We start from the raw sequence: 15700 nt of genomic DNA, 5'->3' as shown, positions 1-15700 counted from the left end.
GAAACAGGGAGCAGGCCCCCTGCTGCCCCGCCCTGGCCTGCTCCAGACGGTCTTCAAGTCCCAGCAGGGACTGGTCACCGACTACTTCTGGATCATGATGATGAACCGCATCGGGGCGGCGTACCGGCCGGATCAGTACCGGGACGTGTACGACTACGCGGACCTGATCACGGACCTGGACCCGAAGTTCCGGCAGGCCTACCTCTACGGGGGCATCACCATCCCCGTGCACCTGGGCCGTGAAAAGTACGCCAACACGGAGGAGTCGACCCGGCTGTTGCGCAAGGGGCTCACGCACCTGCCCGACAACGAGCAGCTCGCCTTCCAGCTCGCCTACAACCTGATGTTCTTCGACCAGAAGTACAAGGAGGCGGCGGACATCATCCAGGGCCTTTCCAAACGTCCGGATGCCCCTGCGTGGTACTCGGCGCTCGCCACCCGCCTCTATGCGCAGTCCGGCGACTTCGACAGCAGCCTCTCCCTGAGCATGGCCCTGCGCGACGGCGCTCAGGACGAGGAGACGCGAGACTTCTACGCGCGCCGGGTCGAGGAGATCCATCAGGAGCGGTTGCTGCGCACGCTCGACGCGGCCATCCAGCGCTACAAGGCCCGTGAAGGACACCTGCCCGACGACCTGACGGCCCTGGTCTCCGCGGGCGACCTGCCCGCGCTCCCGGAGGATCCGCTGGGAGGCAAGCTCTATCTGGGCGAGGATGGCCGCGCCTACTCCGACGCCGTGCGCTTCCGCATGGAACTCATCCAGGACCAGCACGACGAGAACGGCGTACGCGTCGTACCCAAGCCCCGAGTCACGAGCCATGACGAATCCCAGCCCTGAAGCCCCGCCCATCCAGGCGCAGGGGCTGCACAAGACCTACAAAGTCGGCTTCTGGTTCAACCGCACGGTCCGGGCCCTGCAGTCCATGGACCTGCAGGTGGATGCCGGGCAGATCTACGGGCTGCTCGGGCCCAACGGCGCGGGCAAGTCCACGACCATCAAGATCCTGATGAACCTGGTGCGCCCCAGCGGCGGCACCGCGCGGCTCTTCGGGAAGCCGGTGGAGGACGCCGAAACGCGCAGGCTGGTGGGCTTCGTGCCGGAGAACCCGGCCCCGTACGAGTACCTCACGGGCCGGGAGTTCGTGACGCTGGCCGGGCAGCTGGCGGGCCTGTCCGGCCAGGAGCTGGACACGCGCGTCACGGAGGTCCTGGGCTCCGTGGAGATGGCGGGCGCGGAGAAGCTGCAGATCCGCCGCTACTCCAAGGGCATGGTGCAGCGCGTGGCCCTGGCGCAGGCGCTGGTGGGCCGGCCGAAGCTGCTCATCCTGGACGAGCCCACGAGCGGCCTGGATCCCCTGGGGCGCCGGCAGATGCGCGACCTCATCCTGGCGGAGCGGGCCAAGGGCACCACGGTGCTGTTCTGCAGCCACATCATCCCGGACGTGGAGTCGCTCTGCGACCGGCTGGCGGTGCTGGTGGGCGGGCGGCGGGTGCGCGAGGGCAGCGTGCAGGAGCTGGTGTCCGCGCAGGCTTCGTCCATGGAGGTGGTGGTGGAGGGGATGAACTCCGAGCAGGTCCGCGGCCTGGGCATCCCGCTGGAGTCGGTGCAGGCCCTGGATGGGCGCGTGATGTTGCAGGTGGCGGACGTGGACAGCCAGCGGCTTCTGGGGGGCGTGCTGGGCGCGGGCGGCCGGGTGAACCGGATGCAGCCGGCGCGCTTCTCCCTGGAGCAGCTGTTCATGAACGCGCTGAAGGAATCAGGCCGCGCGTCGAGCGTGGGCGGGGAGATCAACACGTGAGCGCCTTCAGCGCGATGATGTGGAATGGCTTTCGCGAAGCGCGCCGCAACCGGGTGACGGTGGTGGTGGGCGTGTTCGCCGCGGTGGTGCTGCTGTCCTCCACGCTGGTGACGGAGGTGACGGTCGCGACGTTCGACCGCGTGCTGACGGACTTCGGCCTGGGGATGATGAGCCTCATCCTCGTCTTCCTCACCATCTTCCTGTCCAGCAGCCTGCTCAGCCGGGAGATTGAGCGGCGCACCATCTTCCTGGTGGTGAGCAAGCCCGTGTCACGCCGGCAGTTCCTGCTGGCCCGGCTGGCGGGCAACATGCTGACGCTGGGCGTGCTGCTGGTGCTGATGACGCTCATCTTCCTGGGCGAGCTGCTGCTCTTCGGCGCGGACATCACCGCGACACAGCTGCTGGCGAGCGCGGGCCTGTGGTTCGAGCTGCTCATCCTCAGCAGCGTGGGCATCCTGTTCTCGAGCTTCGCCGGGCCGGCGGTGTCCGCCATCGCGACCACGGGCATGTATTTCACCGGGCACCTGACGGGCGACCTGTACACGCTCGCCAGCCGGTCGGAGAGCGGCGCGGTCCAGGCGATTGGCAAGACCCTCTACTACCTGCTGCCCAACCTGGAGCGGGTGAACTTCCGGCCCCAGGCCACGTACGCGCTGCCGGTGGACGCGTCCACGTTCCTGTCCGGCGTGGGCTACAGCCTGGCGTGGGCGCTGGTGCTGATCACCCTGGCCATCGCCATCTTCGAGCGGCGCGACTTCCGCTAGGCGTTCCGGGAGGCCTTCTCACCGCGGCGGACCGGACGCGGCGGCCCGGGCCTCCGCCAGGGACTTGCGCGCGCCGGTCAGGCCTGGCTCCAGCCGGAGGGCCTCCTCCAGCGGAGCGATGGCCTCCGACGCGCGGCCGGCCCGCATCAGCGTGCGTCCCAGTTCCAACAGGGAGTCCACGCGCTTCGGCGCGAGCCGGAGTGCGTCGTGGAAGCGCGCGATGGCCGTCTCCAGGTCGCCTTCCCTTCGCGACACGAGCCCCAGGTTGTGCCACGCGACAGGGTTGTCCGGCATGAGGCGCACCGTGCGCTCCAGCTCCTTCCGCGCGTCGCCGAGCCTGCCCACCTTCGCGTAGGCCACCGCCAGGTTGTTGTGGACGCGGAAGGCGCCGGGAAGCGCTTGTGCGGCGACCTCCAGGTGGGAGATGGCCGCGTCCAGGCGCCCGGCCTTGAGGTGCAGGTCGCCCAGGTTGGAGTGGATGAGCGGATGATCCACCACCGTCTCCTGGACGTAGGTCCAGAGCGTCAGGTTGTCGCGCCACACCGGCACGTAGGACAGCGTCAGCAGCGTGAAGGCCGCCAGCACCCCGCCGGACGCGAGCGCCAGGATGCGGGCCTGCTCGGGCCAGCGCGACAGCCCCGCGCGCAGTGCCACGGCCACGAGCAGGACGAAGCCCACGGAGGACAGGTAGAGATAGCGCTCGGCGTACGCATCCACGCCGCGCACCTGCAGGGCAAGCGCGGGCAGCAGCGGCACCAGCAGCCAGAGCCCGGCCGCCTGGACGACGCGGTGGCCACGGCACCAGGCCCACACGGCCCCCGCGAGGATGCCCGCGAAGCACAGCGCCCCCAGCCACACGCGGACGTCGGCGAGGGACGTGGCCGGGCCCCGCGGCGACAGCACCGCCAGGGGCGAGGGCCAGACGAGCTTGCCCCCCAGGTCCGCCGGGAACGCGAGCACGCCGGTCAGGCGCGACACGCGAGTGGAGGCGCTGTTCGTGGGCAGCGAGCCGCCCAGGGCCATGAACCGCAGTCCCAGGTAAGCGGCCAGGCCCAGGCCCAGCAGCGCGTAGCGACGGGCTTGCGCCACCAGGCTGCCCCTCGCTCCGGAGGGCGCGGTGGCGCGCTCCAGGGCCCACAGCAGCACGGGCAGCACGATGGCCGTCTCCTTGAGGAGCAGTCCCGCGAGCCACAGCGCTCCCGCCCCCAGGGCCCGCTGGGGCGAGGCTGGCACCGGCAGCCACAGCCGCGCCGCGAGGAGCACCGCCAGTGCCATGCCCACGTCCATGGCGCCGCTCACCCAGGCCACGGCCTCCGTGTGGACGGGGTGGAGCGCGAACAGCAGCGCGCCCCCGAACGCGGCCCAGCCCCCCGCGCCCAGCGTGGGTTCAGCACGGTCCGCGACCAGGCACCCGCGCAGCAGCCAGAGCACGAGCACGGACACCGCCGCGTGCATCACCATGAGCGCCAGGTGGTGCGCCCACGGCTGGAGCCCGAAGGCCTGCCGCAGCCCGAAGAGGAGCACGTGCATCAGCGGCCGGTAGTAGTGGTGCTGCGGGTCCTGCGCGGTGGACGACTCCAGGAAGCCGAACAGCGGCTGGCTGAAGGAGTCGCGCACTCCCGCCAGGGAGCGGGGCCACGGGTTCTCCAGCACGAGTTGCACATCGTCGTAGACGAAGCCGTTCGCCAGCGTGCCGGCGAACACGAGCAGCGCGGCCAGCGCCACCAGGACGTACTGGGAGATGAGGCGCGAAGGAGAAGGCCCCGAGGCCCCCGCCGGGGATGACGCCTGTCCCATGTCAGCGCCCCTCCACGTGGGCGACACTCGACAGGCGGGTCCGGCGCTCCCGCGCATCCATGGCCCGCACGCGCCGCCACAGCCTTCCGCATGAGCCGGACAGCACCGGCCTCAGCGCGAATCCCCAGGTGGGCGTCGCCTGGCCCGAGCAGCAACGCGTGGCCCGGCCCCAGCTACAGACCCCCAGACGAGCTGCTCGTGAACGGCGGATGGAAGGGCGAGGCGGATGGCAGGTGACGCGCGGTCCCGGGTCCGTCTGGTCCAGGCCGAAGAAGGCCGCGACCCGCCCCGCTTCCGCCGCGGACGAGCGCCGCGCACTGCCTTGCACCTGGGTCATCAACCCGCTGGGGTAGCACAGCCCCATGTGCCTGGCAAAGCCGTGCTGGGAACCGTCAGCCTCTTCGCCAGCCCAGCTGCGCGCGGCGCTGGGGAAGTGATTGCCCGGCGTCAGCCGGCGCGCGTCCCGCCGGGCTCGTCCAGTTCATCCGTGAGGCCGTGCTTCGCCAGCCGGTAGCGGAAGGAGCGGAAGGACAGGCCCAGGAGCTCCGCGGCGCGCGTCTTCACCCCTTGCGCCTGCTTGAGCGCGGCCAGCAGGTGGCGGCGCTCGTGGTCGTCCAGGTGCCGCTCCAGGTTGAAGCCCTGGCCCAGCACCGGCTCGCCGGCGTCTCCCGGGCGGGCCTGGGGCTCCGCCTCGCCCCGCACGGAGGGCGGCAGCGTCCCAGGGCCCAGCACGTCCGAGTCCGACAGCGTGGCCGCGCGCTCCACCATGTTCTGCAGCTGGCGCACATTGCCCGGAAAGGCGTAGCGCTCCATCAACGCCAGCGTCTCCGGCGCGAAGCGCAGGCCCGGGCGCCCCAGCTCCTCCGCCAGCCGCGACAGGAAGTGCGTCGCCAGGGGCGGGATGTCCTCCGAGCGCTCGCGCAAGGGGGGCAGCTCCAACGTGATGACGTTGAGCCGGTAGAAAAGGTCCTCGCGGAAGCGGCCCGCCTTCACCTCCGCCTCCAGCCGGCGGTTGGTGGCCGCGATGACGCGCGCCTGGAAGGGAATCTCCGCCGCGCTGCCCACCGGCTTCACCTTGCGCTCCTGCAGCACGCGCAAGAGCTTCACCTGCGTGGAGAGGGGCATCTCCCCCACCTCGTCCAGCATCACCGTGCCCTCGCCCGCGGAGACGAGCAGGCCCGGGCGCTCGTGCGTGGCGCCGGTGAAGGCGCCGCGCATGTGGCCGAAGAGTTCGCTCTCCAGCACGCCTTCGTTGAGGGCCGCGCAGTTGAAGGGCAGGAAGGGCTGCGCGGCGCGGTGGCCCCGCAGGTGGACGGCCCTGGCCACCAGCTCCTTGCCGGTGCCGCTCTCCCCCGTCACCAGCACCGTGCTGCGCCCCGGCGCCACCTTCTCCACCAGCTGCCACAGCGCGCGCATGCGGGGACTGGTCCCCACGAGCAGCCCGCCCAGCCCGGGGAGCAGCCGCGCCTTCAGCGTGCTGTTCTCCTGGCGCAGCGCGCGCTTCTCCAGCGCCTTGTGCACCAGCAGCCGCAGCTCCTCGTTGTCGAAGGGCTTGCAGATGTAGTCGTACGCGCCCTCGCGCATGGCCTCCACCGCGGAGGACGGCGTGCCGAAGGCGGTGATGAGCACCACCTCCGGCGGCTCCTTGCGCGAGCGCGCCGCGCGCAGCACGTCCAGGCCGCTGCCCGCCGTGCCCAGCTTCATGTCGGAGATGACCAGGTCCACCTGGTCCTTCTCCAGCACCGCGCGGGCGGGCTCCACGCCGGGCACGCTCGTCACCGCGTAGCCCTCGCGCACGAGCAGGATCTCCAGGTACTCGCGCATGGACAGCTCGTCGTCCACCACCAGCACGTGGCCGCGCGGGCCTCCTTCGTGGGGGAGCGCCGTCACAGGGGCAGCCCCACGAGGAACTCGGTGCCGTCCGCCGGGCTGGACGTCACGCGGATGCTGCCGCCGTGCGCGTGGATGATGGAGTGCGCGGTGGACAACCCCAGGCCGGTGCCGCCGCTGCGGGTGGTGAAGAACGGCTCGAACAGGTGTCCCATCATCTCCTCCGTGATGCTGCCGGCCGAGTCCCACACGCGAATCTGCGCCTCCTTCTCCGCCCGCGCCAGCGCCACCCGGACGGTCCCCTGGGGACCCGCCGCCTGGAAGCCGTTGCGCAGGAGGTTGATGAGCACCTGGCGCAGCTGATCCGGATCCACCGGCGCCGTCAGCGCCTCCGGGGTCCGCACCTCCATCTGGACCTCACGCGCCAGGGGGTCCGCGCGCAGCATGTCCACCGTCTCCGACAGCAGGGCGTCCAGCGCCACCGGCCGGCGCTGGGGCTCCGGCGGGCGGGCGAAGCGCAGGAAGTCCTCCACCAGCCGCGCCAGCCGGTCCGCTTCCCGCGTGAGGATGCCGGTGAGCTTCGTCACCACCACGTCGCGGGACTGCTCCTGGGCCAGCAGCTGCGCGGAGCCGCGCATGGCGGCGAGCGGGTTCCTGATTTCATGCGCCAGCTGCGCGGACAGCGCGCCCAGGCTGGCCAGCCGGTCCGTGCGCTTCAGGTCCTCCTCCATGCGGCGCAGCTCCGTGAGGTCCTGGAAGACGATGAGCAACGCGCCCGCCTCACCCTCCAGGGGCGACACCGACAGCCCCAGCACCCGGTTGCCGCCGGGCGTCCGCACGCGCAGCTCCCCCCGCGTGGAGCGCGGCGCCAGGGACGCCACGCCAGGCAGGAGCGTGTCCACGGGCTGGCCCACGCACGTGCCGGGGTCCGCATGGAGGATGCCGCTGCCCGCAGTGTTGAGGAAGGTGATGCGCCGCTCGGCGTCGCAGGTGACCAGCCCCGACGGCATGGAGGACAGGATGAGCTGCTGCAGCCGCCCCAGCCTGCGCAGGTCCGCCTCGCTCTGGGACAGCGCGCCGCCCGTGGCGGACAGCTGGCGGGACAGGTAGCCGGACAGCACGGCGATGAGCACCAGCGCCAGCGCGTTGCTGCCCAGCACGAAGAGCACGCGCGCCGCGGGCACCGCCACCGCGTCCACCGGCGTGGTGAGCCGGGTGATGAGCAGCAGCATCGTGAACGCGAACGTGGACACGGCCGCGGCCACCAGCGCGCCGCGCCAGTCCAGCACCACCGCCGCGCCAATCACGGCCAGGCTGTAGAGGAACGTCAGCGGCGAGTCCGCACCGCCGCTCAGGTAGACGAGCCCGGTGGCGATGAGCACGTCGCCCACCACCGTCACCGTGGCGTCCAGCCGCCCCGCGGTGCCCCGGCGCAGCCGCAGGCCCGTCACCACCGTGAGGATGTAGGCGCCCGCGATGACCGCGAACGACAGCGTGTCCGCCCGGCTGGGCTCCTGCGCGGGCTGCGTCAGGAGCCGTGCCACGGTCACGACGAGCGACAGGCTCGCCGCGACGGTGCGGAACAACACCAGCCACACCAGGCGGGGCCCCAGGCCCGGGGCCGCGCCTGACGCGGAACCGCCCAGGCGCGCGCTACTTGATCGCGCCGGCAAGGCTGAAGATGGGCAGGTACATGGCGATGAGGAAGCCACCCACCACGCCGCCGAGGAACACCATCAGCAGCGGTTCGATCATCGACGTGAGCGCGCCGATGGCCGTGTCCACTTCGTCGTCGTAGAAGTCGGCGATCTTGTTGAGCATGGTGTCCATGGCGCCCGTCGCCTCACCGACGCCAATCATCTGCACCACCATGGAGGGGAACACCTTGGTCTCCAGCAGGGGACCCGCGATGTTCTTGCCCTCGGCGATCTTCCCGCGCACGTAGTAGATGGCCTCTTCCACCGTGCGGTTGCCGGCCGTCTTCGCCGTCACGTCCAGCGCGTCCAGGATGGGCACGCCGGAGGAGATCATCGTGCCCAGCGTGCGCGTGAAGCGCGCCACCGCCACCTTGCGCAACACGTCGCCAAACAGGGGCAGCTTGAGGAACGTCTTGTCCCAGAACTTGCGGCCCTTGGGCTGGCGGTAGGTCCAGGTGAAGGCGAAGACGAGCGCGGCGATGCCGACGACGGTGTGGAGGAAGTACGCCTGGGCGAACTTCGACAGGTCCACGACGACCTGCGTGGGGCCCGGCAGCTGCGAGCCGAAGTCCGCGAACATCTTCTCGAAGACGGGCGTCACCTTGAGGAGCAGGAGCGCCGTCACGCCGATGGCCACCAGGATGACCACCGACGGGTAGGTCATGGCGCCCTTGACCTTCGACTTGAGCTTCTCGTTCTTCTCACGGTAGGCGGCGAGCCGGTTGAGGATGGTGTCGAGGATACCGCCCACCTCGCCCGCGGCGCACAGCTGCACGTAGAGCTCGTCGAAGACCTTCGGGTGCTCCTTGAGCGCGTCCGCGAAGGTGCTGCCCTGCTCCACCTTGCCCTTGATGGCGAACACCACCTTCTTGAAGGCGGGGTTGTCCATCTGGCTGGCGAGGATGTCCAGACACTGCACCAGCGGCAGGCCCGCGTCGATCATCGTCGCGAACTGGCGGGTGAAGATGAGGATGTCCTTGCCCGACACGCTCCCGGGAAGGGACAGCTCCATGTCGAAGGTGCCCTTCTTGCGCACCTTCGTCGGGTTGAGGCCCAGGGACTTGAGGCGCGCGTTGACGGCCTCGATGTCCGAGGCCTCCATCTCGCCCTTCTTGTTCTCCCCGCTCTTGGTCTTCGCCTCCCAGAGGAACTGGGCCGTGTTCTTCTTGGACGCTGTCGCCTTCTGCTGGACCGCTGGTGCTGCCATACCTGGACCTCCGGGGAGGGCGCGAGTCTAACCCGCGAAATTCACGTCGGAAAACTAACGGGCACCCGCTCCCCCGGCCGGCCGCTGGGCTCCACCCGGCGCGCCGCCCGTGGCGAGGATGTTTCGCAGCTCTTCCGGGTCGGAGGAACGGCCGAAGGCCTCGTCCTGGGAGATGAGCCGGCGCGCCAGGAGGGCGGCCAGCGCCTGGTTGAACGTCTGCATGCCGTACTTCGCCTGGCCCACCTGCATGGAGGAGTAGATCTGGTGGACCTTGTCCTCGCGGATGAGGTTCCGGATGGCGGGGTTGGGCACCATGACCTCCAGGGCCAGCACGCGGCCCGGAGCGCCCTGCTTGGCGACGAGCGCCTGGCTCATCACGCCCTCCAGCACGAAGGACAGCTGGGCGCGCACCTGGGGCTGCTGGTACGGCGGGAAGACGTCCAGCACGCGGTTGATGGTCTGCACCGCGCTGTTGGTGTGCAGCGTCGCGTAGCAGATGTGGCCCGTCTCCGCGATGGTGAGCGCCGCTTCGATGGTCTCCAGGTCTCGGAGCTCGCCGACGAGCACCACGTCCGGGTCCTGGCGCAGGATGTACTTGAGGGCCGTCTTGAAGTTGCGCGTGTCCGCACCGACCTCGCGCTGGTTGACCAGGCAGTTCTTGTGCGGGTGCAGGTACTCGATGGGGTCCTCGATGGTCATGATGTGCTCATGACGCTCGGTGTTGATCTTGTCGATCATCGAGGCCAGCGTGGTGGACTTGCCGGAGCCCGTGGGGCCCGTCACCAGGATGAGGCCGCGGGGCTTCTTCACCAGCTCCGCCACCACCGGCGGCAGGCCCAGCTCCTGGAACGTCAGGATCTTGAACGGAATGGTACGGAACGCGCCGGCGACAGCGCCGCGCTGCATGAAGATGTTCGCGCGGAAGCGCGACAGGCCCTTCACGCCGAACGACAGGTCCAGCTCGTTCTCCTCCTCGAACTTGTGCTTCTGCGCGTCCGTAAGGATGGAGTAGCAGAGCTGCTTGGTCTCCACGGGCGTGAGCGGCGCCGTCTTGAGCGGGACGAGTTCACCGTCCACGCGCAGCTGCGGCGGCGAGCCGGTGGTGATGTGGAGGTCGGAAGAGCCCTTCTCGACCATCGCCTTGAGGAGCTGGTGCAGGTTGGCCACGGATGCGTGTCCTGTCGGGGGAAAAGTGGTGGAGGAAGGGGGTGACTAGAAGCGGTCCGGCGCGGTGTTGCCCACGACCTCTTCGAGCGTGGTCATTCCGTCCATGAGCTTCTTGAGCGCGCTCATGCGCAGGCTGCTCATGCCCAGGCGGATGGCCTCCTGCTTGAGCTCCGCGGCGGAGGCGCCGTTGATGACCAGTTCCTTGAGGCCGTCCCAGAAGGGCATGACCTCGTAGATGGCCACGCGGCCGCGGTAGCCGCGGTCGTTGCAATCGCGGCAGCCGACCTTCTCGTACATGGTGAAGGTGCCCATCTTGTCCGGCGGGATGCCCGCGTCGATGAGGGCCTGCTCGTCCACCTTCTCCGCGGGGCGCTTGCACGCGGGGCACAGCCGGCGCGCCAGACGCTGGGCGAGGATGAGGTTGAGCGACGCCGTCACGAGGAACGGCTCGATGCCCATGTTGAGCAGACGGCTGACCGTGCCCGGGGCGTCGTTGGTGTGCAGCGTGGAGAGCACCAGGTGGCCCGTGAGCGCCGCCTTCACGCCGATCTCCGCCGTCTCGAAGTCGCGGATCTCACCGATCATGATGATGTCGGGGTCCTGGCGGAGGAAGGAGCGCAGGCCGGCCGCGAAGTTCAGGCCGATGTCTTCATGCATCTGCACCTGGTTGATGCCGGCGAAGTTGAATTCGACGGGGTCCTCCGCGGTGCAGATGTTGGTGCCCACGTCGTTGAGGCTGGAGAGCGCCGAGTACAGCGTCGTCGTCTTGCCGGAGCCCGTGGGGCCCGTCACCAGCACCATGCCGTAGGGCCGGTCGATGGCTTCCTTGAACCAGGCCAGGGGCGTGGCGTCGAAGCCGAGCTTGGTCATGTCCAGCTGCAGGTTGCTCTTGTCGAGCAAGCGCATCACGACCTTCTCGCCGAAGAGCGTGGGGCACACGCTCACGCGGAAGTCCATCTCCTTGCCGCCGCCGATCTTGATCTTGATGCGGCCGTCCTGCGGCAGGCGCCGTTCGGAGATGTCCAGCGACGCCATGATCTTCAGACGGCTGGTGATGGCGTTGCGCAGCTTCATGGGCGGGCGCATCACCTCGTACATCACGCCGTCGATGCGGAAGCGGACCCGGAAGTCCTTCTCGTACGGCTCGATGTGGATGTCGGACGCGCGCTTCTTGATGGCGTCCATGAGGATGAGGTTCACCAGCTTGACCACGGGCGCGTCGTCCGCGGCCTTGGCCATCTCATCCACGTTCTCCTGCTCCTCCTTGGCGACCTCGATGTCGTCGCCCACGTCGCCGACGATGTCCTCCAGCGAGGGGCCCTTCTCCGCGTAGTAGCGCTCGATGGACTCGCGGATGGAGATTTCCGACGCGACGACGGCTTCGATGTTGTAGCCGGTGAGGAACTTCAGGTCGTCCACCGCGAAGATGTTGGACGGGTCGCACATGGCCACGATGAGGGACGGGCCCGCGCGGTTGACCGGGATCACCAGGTGCTTCTCGGCCACTTCCTTGGGCACGAGCTTGATGATGTCCGGATCAATGTCGAAGTCCTTCAGGTTGATGGCCGGCACGCCGTACTGCTTCGACAGGAAGTCGGTGAGCTTCGACTCCTCGATGGCGCCCGTCTTGATGAGCGCCGTGCCGATGCGCGCGCCACTCTTCTGCTGCTCCTCCTGCGCCTTGCGGAGTTGCTGGACGGAGATGAGGTTCTCGCGCACCAGCAATTCACCGAGTCGACCGGACATTTCTGGGATGCCTCTTTGAGCGTAAGGAGGGAACAGCCAGAGCCCCGGCTGTCAGCGGGACCCTCGGGGGGAAGGAGGCCGTGCGACAGGGGCTTGAAGCCCTGGCACGGATCCTCCTGGATTAGAGGAAACCGATGCGCGGCCTGTCAAGGCGCCCTGGCGTGCTCCCTTGCTGTCCGGCGCCCCCTTCGAGGCGGGCCACGCCAGGGTGACGCAGGAGCCCCGGGGCCCCTACCCGTCGCCGCGGGCCACCACGGTGCGGGCGGCCTCCACGTCGCGTTTGATTTGACCCACCAGCTCCGCGGCGGAGCCGAAGCGCTGTTCGGGCCGCAGCCGCTCCAGGAACTGCACCCGCAGCTCCTTGCCGTAGAGGTCGCCGGTGAAGTCCAGCAGGTGCGCCTCGATGGTGACCTCCGTGCCACCAAAGGTGGGCTTCACGCCGATGTTGGCCGCGCCGGGGCGCCACGGGCCGCCCTCCTCCGCCAGCAGGCGCACGCGGATGGCGTACACGCCGGGCGCGGGCCGCAGCTCGTTCTGCGTGTCCACGTTGGCGGTGGGAAAGCCGATGGTGCGCCCCCGGCCCGCGCCGGACACCACCGTGCCGTCCAGGTCGAACGGGCGGCCGAGCAGGCGCCTGGCCGCTCCCACCCTGCCCTCCAGGATGTACTCGCGGATCCGCGACGAGGACGCGACGACGCCGTCCACGTGCACCGGCTGCACGACGTGTACCTGGGCGCCCCGCCGGCCCGCGGCCTCGCGCAGCGTGGTGACGGTGCCGGCGCGGTGGGCGCCGTAGGTGAAGTCGCTGCCCACGACGACGTGGCCCACGCCCAGGCTGTCGAAGAGGGCGGCCTCGAAGTCCTGGGGCGTGTTGCGCGCGTAGTCGCGGGTGAAGGGCTGCACCACCACGTGGGCCAAGCCGCACGCGGCGAGCAGTTCCAGCTTGCGCGGCAGGAGCGTGATCAGCTTGGGCGCCAGGTCCGGCTGGAGCACCTTGCCCGGGTGGGGCTGGAAGGTGAGCGCGTTCGCGGGGGCGTGGCGCAGCGCTTCGGCGAAGAGGGCCTGGTGGCCCACGTGCACGCCGTCGAAGTTGCCCAGCGCGAGGGCCTGCCCCTGAAGCTGGCGGCCCGCCTCGGACACGGACTGGAAGACCTTCATGGCCCTTCCCTATACCACCCCGCGCGCTTTTGCCCTGGCCAACCCACGCGGCTCCATGGTTAGAGGCCCCCGCTCCCGCCATGCGCCCTGCCCTGCTCCCTGATCCGGTCGGCCTCAAGTTCGTCCCCCTGGAAGCGCCCCCGGACTGGGACGCGGAGTTCGGGTTCACGGGGCCCCTGGAGCTGGAGATCGGCTCCGGCGCGGGCGGTCACGCGCTGGAGTACTGCCGCCGGAATCCCGGCGTGCGCTTCGTGGCCTTCGAGTGGCGCAAGAAGTACGCGCGCGACACGCAGATGCGCGGGGAGAAGCTGGGCCTGAAGAACCTGCGCGTCATCGAATCCGACGCGCGCTTCGTGGTGCCGCGCATCTTCGCCCCCGGGTCGCTGGACGTCATCCACCTGCAGTTCCCCGACCCGTGGTGGAAGCGCTCGCACGCCAAGCGGGCGGTCGTGCAGCCGGACTTCGCGAAGCTGATGCTGGGGCTGCTCAAGCCCGGCGGCCGCTTCGACATGCGCACCGACGTGCAGGACCGCGCGGTGGCCATGCTGGGCATCCTGGAGGAGGCGGGCTTCCACAACCCGCTGGGCGCGGGCGTGTTCCACCCGTACGACCCGGAGGAGGTGCCCTCCACCCGCGAGCGGCGCTACCTGGCGTCCGGAGAACCCGTCTACCGCGCACGTCTGGTGAAACCCGCGCCGTAGGCCTGTCAGGCCCTGGACGCAAAGGGGTCACCGGACCCTCCCGGGGTCCGCGGAGGCCCTTGGCAGCGCCCGCCACCCAGGGGAGAATCCACCCACGGGGTTCCCGCCCCGGGGGACACTCGCGACGTTGGCCACGACCGCAGCCTGTTGGGGGGTGGGCGCTTCATGCCGGAAGCCGAAAGGAAGCGGATGGCGGAGGGCGCGCGCCGGAGCGGCCCCGCGAACGACTTCTCCGGGCGCACCGTGCTCATCGTGGACGATGATCCCGCGCAGGTGAAGCACGTGCGCGAGGGCCTGGCCCCGCACGGCTACGTCTTCAAGGAAGCGCTGGATGGAGCGCAGGCGCTGTCCGCCATCCGAGCCGGACGCCCCGACCTCATCGTAATGGACGTGGAGATGCCGGGCCTGGGCGGCGTGGAGGTGTGCCGCATCGTCAAGGCGAACGCGGGCGAGGGCGGCTTCGGCTTCATCCCGGTCATCCTGATGACGGCCCGGCAGGCGGCGGGCAAGGTGGAGGGGCTGGAGCTGGGCGCGGACGACTACCTGGTGAAGCCCTTCGACATGCTGGAGCTGGGCGCGCGCGTGAAGTCCATGCTGCGGCTCAAGGCGCTGCAGGACGCGCTCCTGGAGAAGAACCGCGAGTTGGAGTGGGCCAACCGGGAGCTGGACCGCCGCCGCCAGGAGCTGCTCGCCCTGAGCCGCACGGACGCGCTCACGGGGCTGTTCAACCGGCGCTACTTCGAGGAGCGGCTGAGCGAGGAGTTCATGCGCTCGCGCCGGTACCGCTCGCCCCTGTCGCTGGTGATGCTGGACATCGACCACTTCAAGCGCATCAACGACACGTTCGGCCACCCCTTCGGGGACGAGGTGCTGCGCGCGGTGGCGCAGACGGCCCGCGCGACGCTGCGGGAGGTGGACCTGCTGGCCCGCTACGGCGGCGAGGAGTTCATCGCCCTGCTGCCGGAGGCGGCTCCCCAGGACGCGCTCCGGGCGTGCGAGCGGGTGCGCGAGGCCATCGAGCGGCTGGAGCTGACGTGGAAGGCACCGGACGGAATGTCGCAGGAGGTGAAGCTGACGGCGTCGCTGGGCGTGGCGACGGTGCCGGCGGACGACCTGCCGGGGACGGAGGCGCTGCTGCGCGCGGCGGACGCGAGCCTCTATTCAGCCAAGGGGACGGGGCGCAATCGCGTCCACCAGCACGCGGCGTAACGCACCTCGCGCTTCCCCACGGCGGCGGTTTGACCTAAACCGGAGGCTCCATGCGCCCGCTCGCGACGACGACCTGGCTGCTGTTCGCCCTCTTCGCCCTGGGCGGCTGCAGCCGGCTCCAGCCGGACTCCCCCGTGGGGGCCTACCAGACGTTCCACCGGCACGTGCAGCGCGGCGAGCTGTCCAAGGCCTATACCGTGCTGTCGCAACCGACCCAGCAGGTCCTGAAGACGCGGGCCCAGCAGGTGAGCGACGCTTCGGGCGGCATGGTGAAGCCGGAGCCGCTCGCGCTGTTCTTCGCGAATGTTCCCGCGCCGCCGGATGTTCAGGAGGTCTCGCTGCTCCGGCAGGAGGGCGACGTGGCGACCTTGGTCGTGCGCTCGGCGGGAAGGTCGGGCGAGGTCCGGATGGTGAGGGAGCCGTCCGGGTGGAAGGTGGACTTTTCAGCATCCCCCCAGCCGTGAGCCCGGGCATGCCCGGACCCCGCGCATCAGGTAACGTACAACCGTGAACGACAGGAAGACACGGCGGGTGCTCCCCGCAGTCGAAGTCATCCGGCGACCGGGCTCGACGCCCGGCAGCCCGGTGGCTCCGTCCTCGGCCGCCCCCACCCCCTCGCCGAGGC

13 protein-coding genes are annotated in these 15700 nt (G+C 70.0%); 6 read left to right on the top strand and 7 right to left on the bottom strand.

Going from position 1 to position 15700, the window contains the following annotated elements:
• The 3 genes from D7W79_RS25410 to D7W79_RS25400 form a co-directional block, all read left to right on the top strand.
• Positions 1-838 (top strand): tetratricopeptide repeat protein (locus tag D7W79_RS25410; RefSeq protein WP_208729836.1); only part of this gene is annotated, 838 nt, incomplete at its 5' end.
• A complete protein-coding gene (locus D7W79_RS25405) occupies positions 819-1799 on the top strand; it encodes an ABC transporter ATP-binding protein (RefSeq protein ID WP_120527979.1) in 981 nt (326 codons plus the stop codon). The genes D7W79_RS25410 and D7W79_RS25405, both read left to right, overlap by 20 nt.
• The gene (locus D7W79_RS25400; RefSeq protein WP_120527978.1) at positions 1796-2563 is read left to right on the top strand and encodes an ABC transporter permease; all 768 of its coding nucleotides are present in this window, start codon (positions 1796-1798) and stop codon (positions 2561-2563) included. Before D7W79_RS25405 ends, D7W79_RS25400 begins: the two co-directional genes overlap by 4 nt.
• Positions 2564-2581: 18 nt before the next feature.
• Here the strand turns inward: D7W79_RS25400 and D7W79_RS25395 are convergent, their stop codons facing one another.
• From D7W79_RS25395 to D7W79_RS25365, 7 genes are all read right to left on the bottom strand, one after another.
• Positions 2582-4360 carry a tetratricopeptide repeat protein gene (locus D7W79_RS25395; RefSeq protein WP_120527977.1) on the bottom strand — a complete coding sequence of 593 codons (1779 nt, stop codon included), beginning with the start codon at positions 4358-4360 and terminating at the stop codon, positions 2582-2584.
• Positions 4361-4807: 447 nt separating this feature from the next.
• Positions 4808-6250 carry a sigma-54-dependent transcriptional regulator gene (locus D7W79_RS25390; protein ID WP_120527976.1) on the bottom strand — a complete coding sequence of 481 codons (1443 nt, stop codon included), beginning with the start codon at positions 6248-6250 and terminating at the stop codon, positions 4808-4810.
• A complete protein-coding gene (locus D7W79_RS25385; protein WP_120527980.1) occupies positions 6247-7782 on the bottom strand; it encodes a two-component system sensor histidine kinase NtrB in 1536 nt (511 codons plus the stop codon). The genes D7W79_RS25390 and D7W79_RS25385 overlap by 4 nt, the downstream gene beginning before the upstream one ends.
• A 61-nt stretch (positions 7783-7843) precedes the next feature.
• Positions 7844-9094 carry a type IV pilus assembly protein PilC gene (gene pilC / locus D7W79_RS25380; RefSeq protein WP_120527975.1) on the bottom strand — a complete coding sequence of 417 codons (1251 nt, stop codon included), beginning with the start codon at positions 9092-9094 and terminating at the stop codon, positions 7844-7846.
• Between the two features lie 54 nt (positions 9095-9148).
• Entirely contained in the window at positions 9149-10261 is a 1113-nt protein-coding gene (locus D7W79_RS25375) for a type IV pilus twitching motility protein PilT (protein ID WP_120527974.1), read from the bottom strand.
• A 45-nt stretch (positions 10262-10306) separates the two neighbouring features.
• Positions 10307-12007, bottom strand: a complete 1701-nt coding sequence (pilB, locus tag D7W79_RS25370) for a type IV-A pilus assembly ATPase PilB (RefSeq protein WP_120527973.1) — start codon at positions 12005-12007, stop codon at positions 10307-10309.
• 231 nt (positions 12008-12238) lie between these two features.
• Positions 12239-13165 carry a bifunctional riboflavin kinase/FAD synthetase gene (locus D7W79_RS25365; protein ID WP_120527972.1) on the bottom strand — a complete coding sequence of 309 codons (927 nt, stop codon included), beginning with the start codon at positions 13163-13165 and terminating at the stop codon, positions 12239-12241.
• A gap of 80 nt (positions 13166-13245) precedes the next feature.
• On the opposite strand from D7W79_RS25365, the gene trmB reads away from it, so the two are divergent.
• The 3 genes from trmB (at position 13246) to D7W79_RS25350 (ending at position 15539) form a co-directional block, all read left to right on the top strand.
• A complete protein-coding gene (gene trmB / locus D7W79_RS25360; protein ID WP_120527971.1) occupies positions 13246-13866 on the top strand; it encodes a tRNA (guanine(46)-N(7))-methyltransferase TrmB in 621 nt (206 codons plus the stop codon).
• Positions 13867-14031: 165 nt separating this feature from the next.
• Entirely contained in the window at positions 14032-15075 is a 1044-nt protein-coding gene (locus D7W79_RS25355; protein ID WP_120527970.1) for a diguanylate cyclase, read from the top strand.
• 50 nt (positions 15076-15125) lie between these two features.
• Positions 15126-15539: a hypothetical protein gene (locus D7W79_RS25350; RefSeq protein ID WP_120527969.1), complete on the top strand. Its 414-nt coding sequence runs from the start codon at positions 15126-15128 to the stop codon at positions 15537-15539.
• Positions 15540-15700: the final 161 nt, after the last annotated feature.

This window comes from Corallococcus exercitus, from assembly GCF_003611585.1.
In the GTDB taxonomy this organism is placed as follows: Bacteria; Myxococcota; Myxococcia; order Myxococcales; family Myxococcaceae; genus Corallococcus; species Corallococcus exercitus.
This window is presented reverse-complemented; position numbering and strand designations above follow the sequence as displayed.

What these genes read in the sequence shown, in the direction of transcription:
- D7W79_RS25405 (WP_120527979.1), top strand. Translation starts at nt 819, where the DNA reads ATGACGAATCCCAGCCCTGAAGCCCCGCCCATCCAGGCGCAGGGGCTG.
- D7W79_RS25395 (WP_120527977.1), bottom strand. Translation starts at nt 4,360, where the DNA reads ATGGGACAGGCGTCATCCCCGGCGGGGGCCTCGGGGCCTTCTCCTTCG.
- pilC (WP_120527975.1), bottom strand. Translation starts at nt 9,094, where the DNA reads ATGGCAGCACCAGCGGTCCAGCAGAAGGCGACAGCGTCCAAGAAGAAC.
- pilB (WP_120527973.1), bottom strand. Translation starts at nt 12,007, where the DNA reads ATGTCCGGTCGACTCGGTGAATTGCTGGTGCGCGAGAACCTCATCTCC.
- D7W79_RS25365 (WP_120527972.1), bottom strand. Translation starts at nt 13,165, where the DNA reads ATGAAGGTCTTCCAGTCCGTGTCCGAGGCGGGCCGCCAGCTTCAGGGG.
- trmB (WP_120527971.1), top strand. Translation starts at nt 13,246, where the DNA reads ATGCGCCCTGCCCTGCTCCCTGATCCGGTCGGCCTCAAGTTCGTCCCC.
- D7W79_RS25355 (WP_120527970.1), top strand. Translation starts at nt 14,032, where the DNA reads ATGCCGGAAGCCGAAAGGAAGCGGATGGCGGAGGGCGCGCGCCGGAGC.
- D7W79_RS25350 (WP_120527969.1), top strand. Translation starts at nt 15,126, where the DNA reads ATGCGCCCGCTCGCGACGACGACCTGGCTGCTGTTCGCCCTCTTCGCC.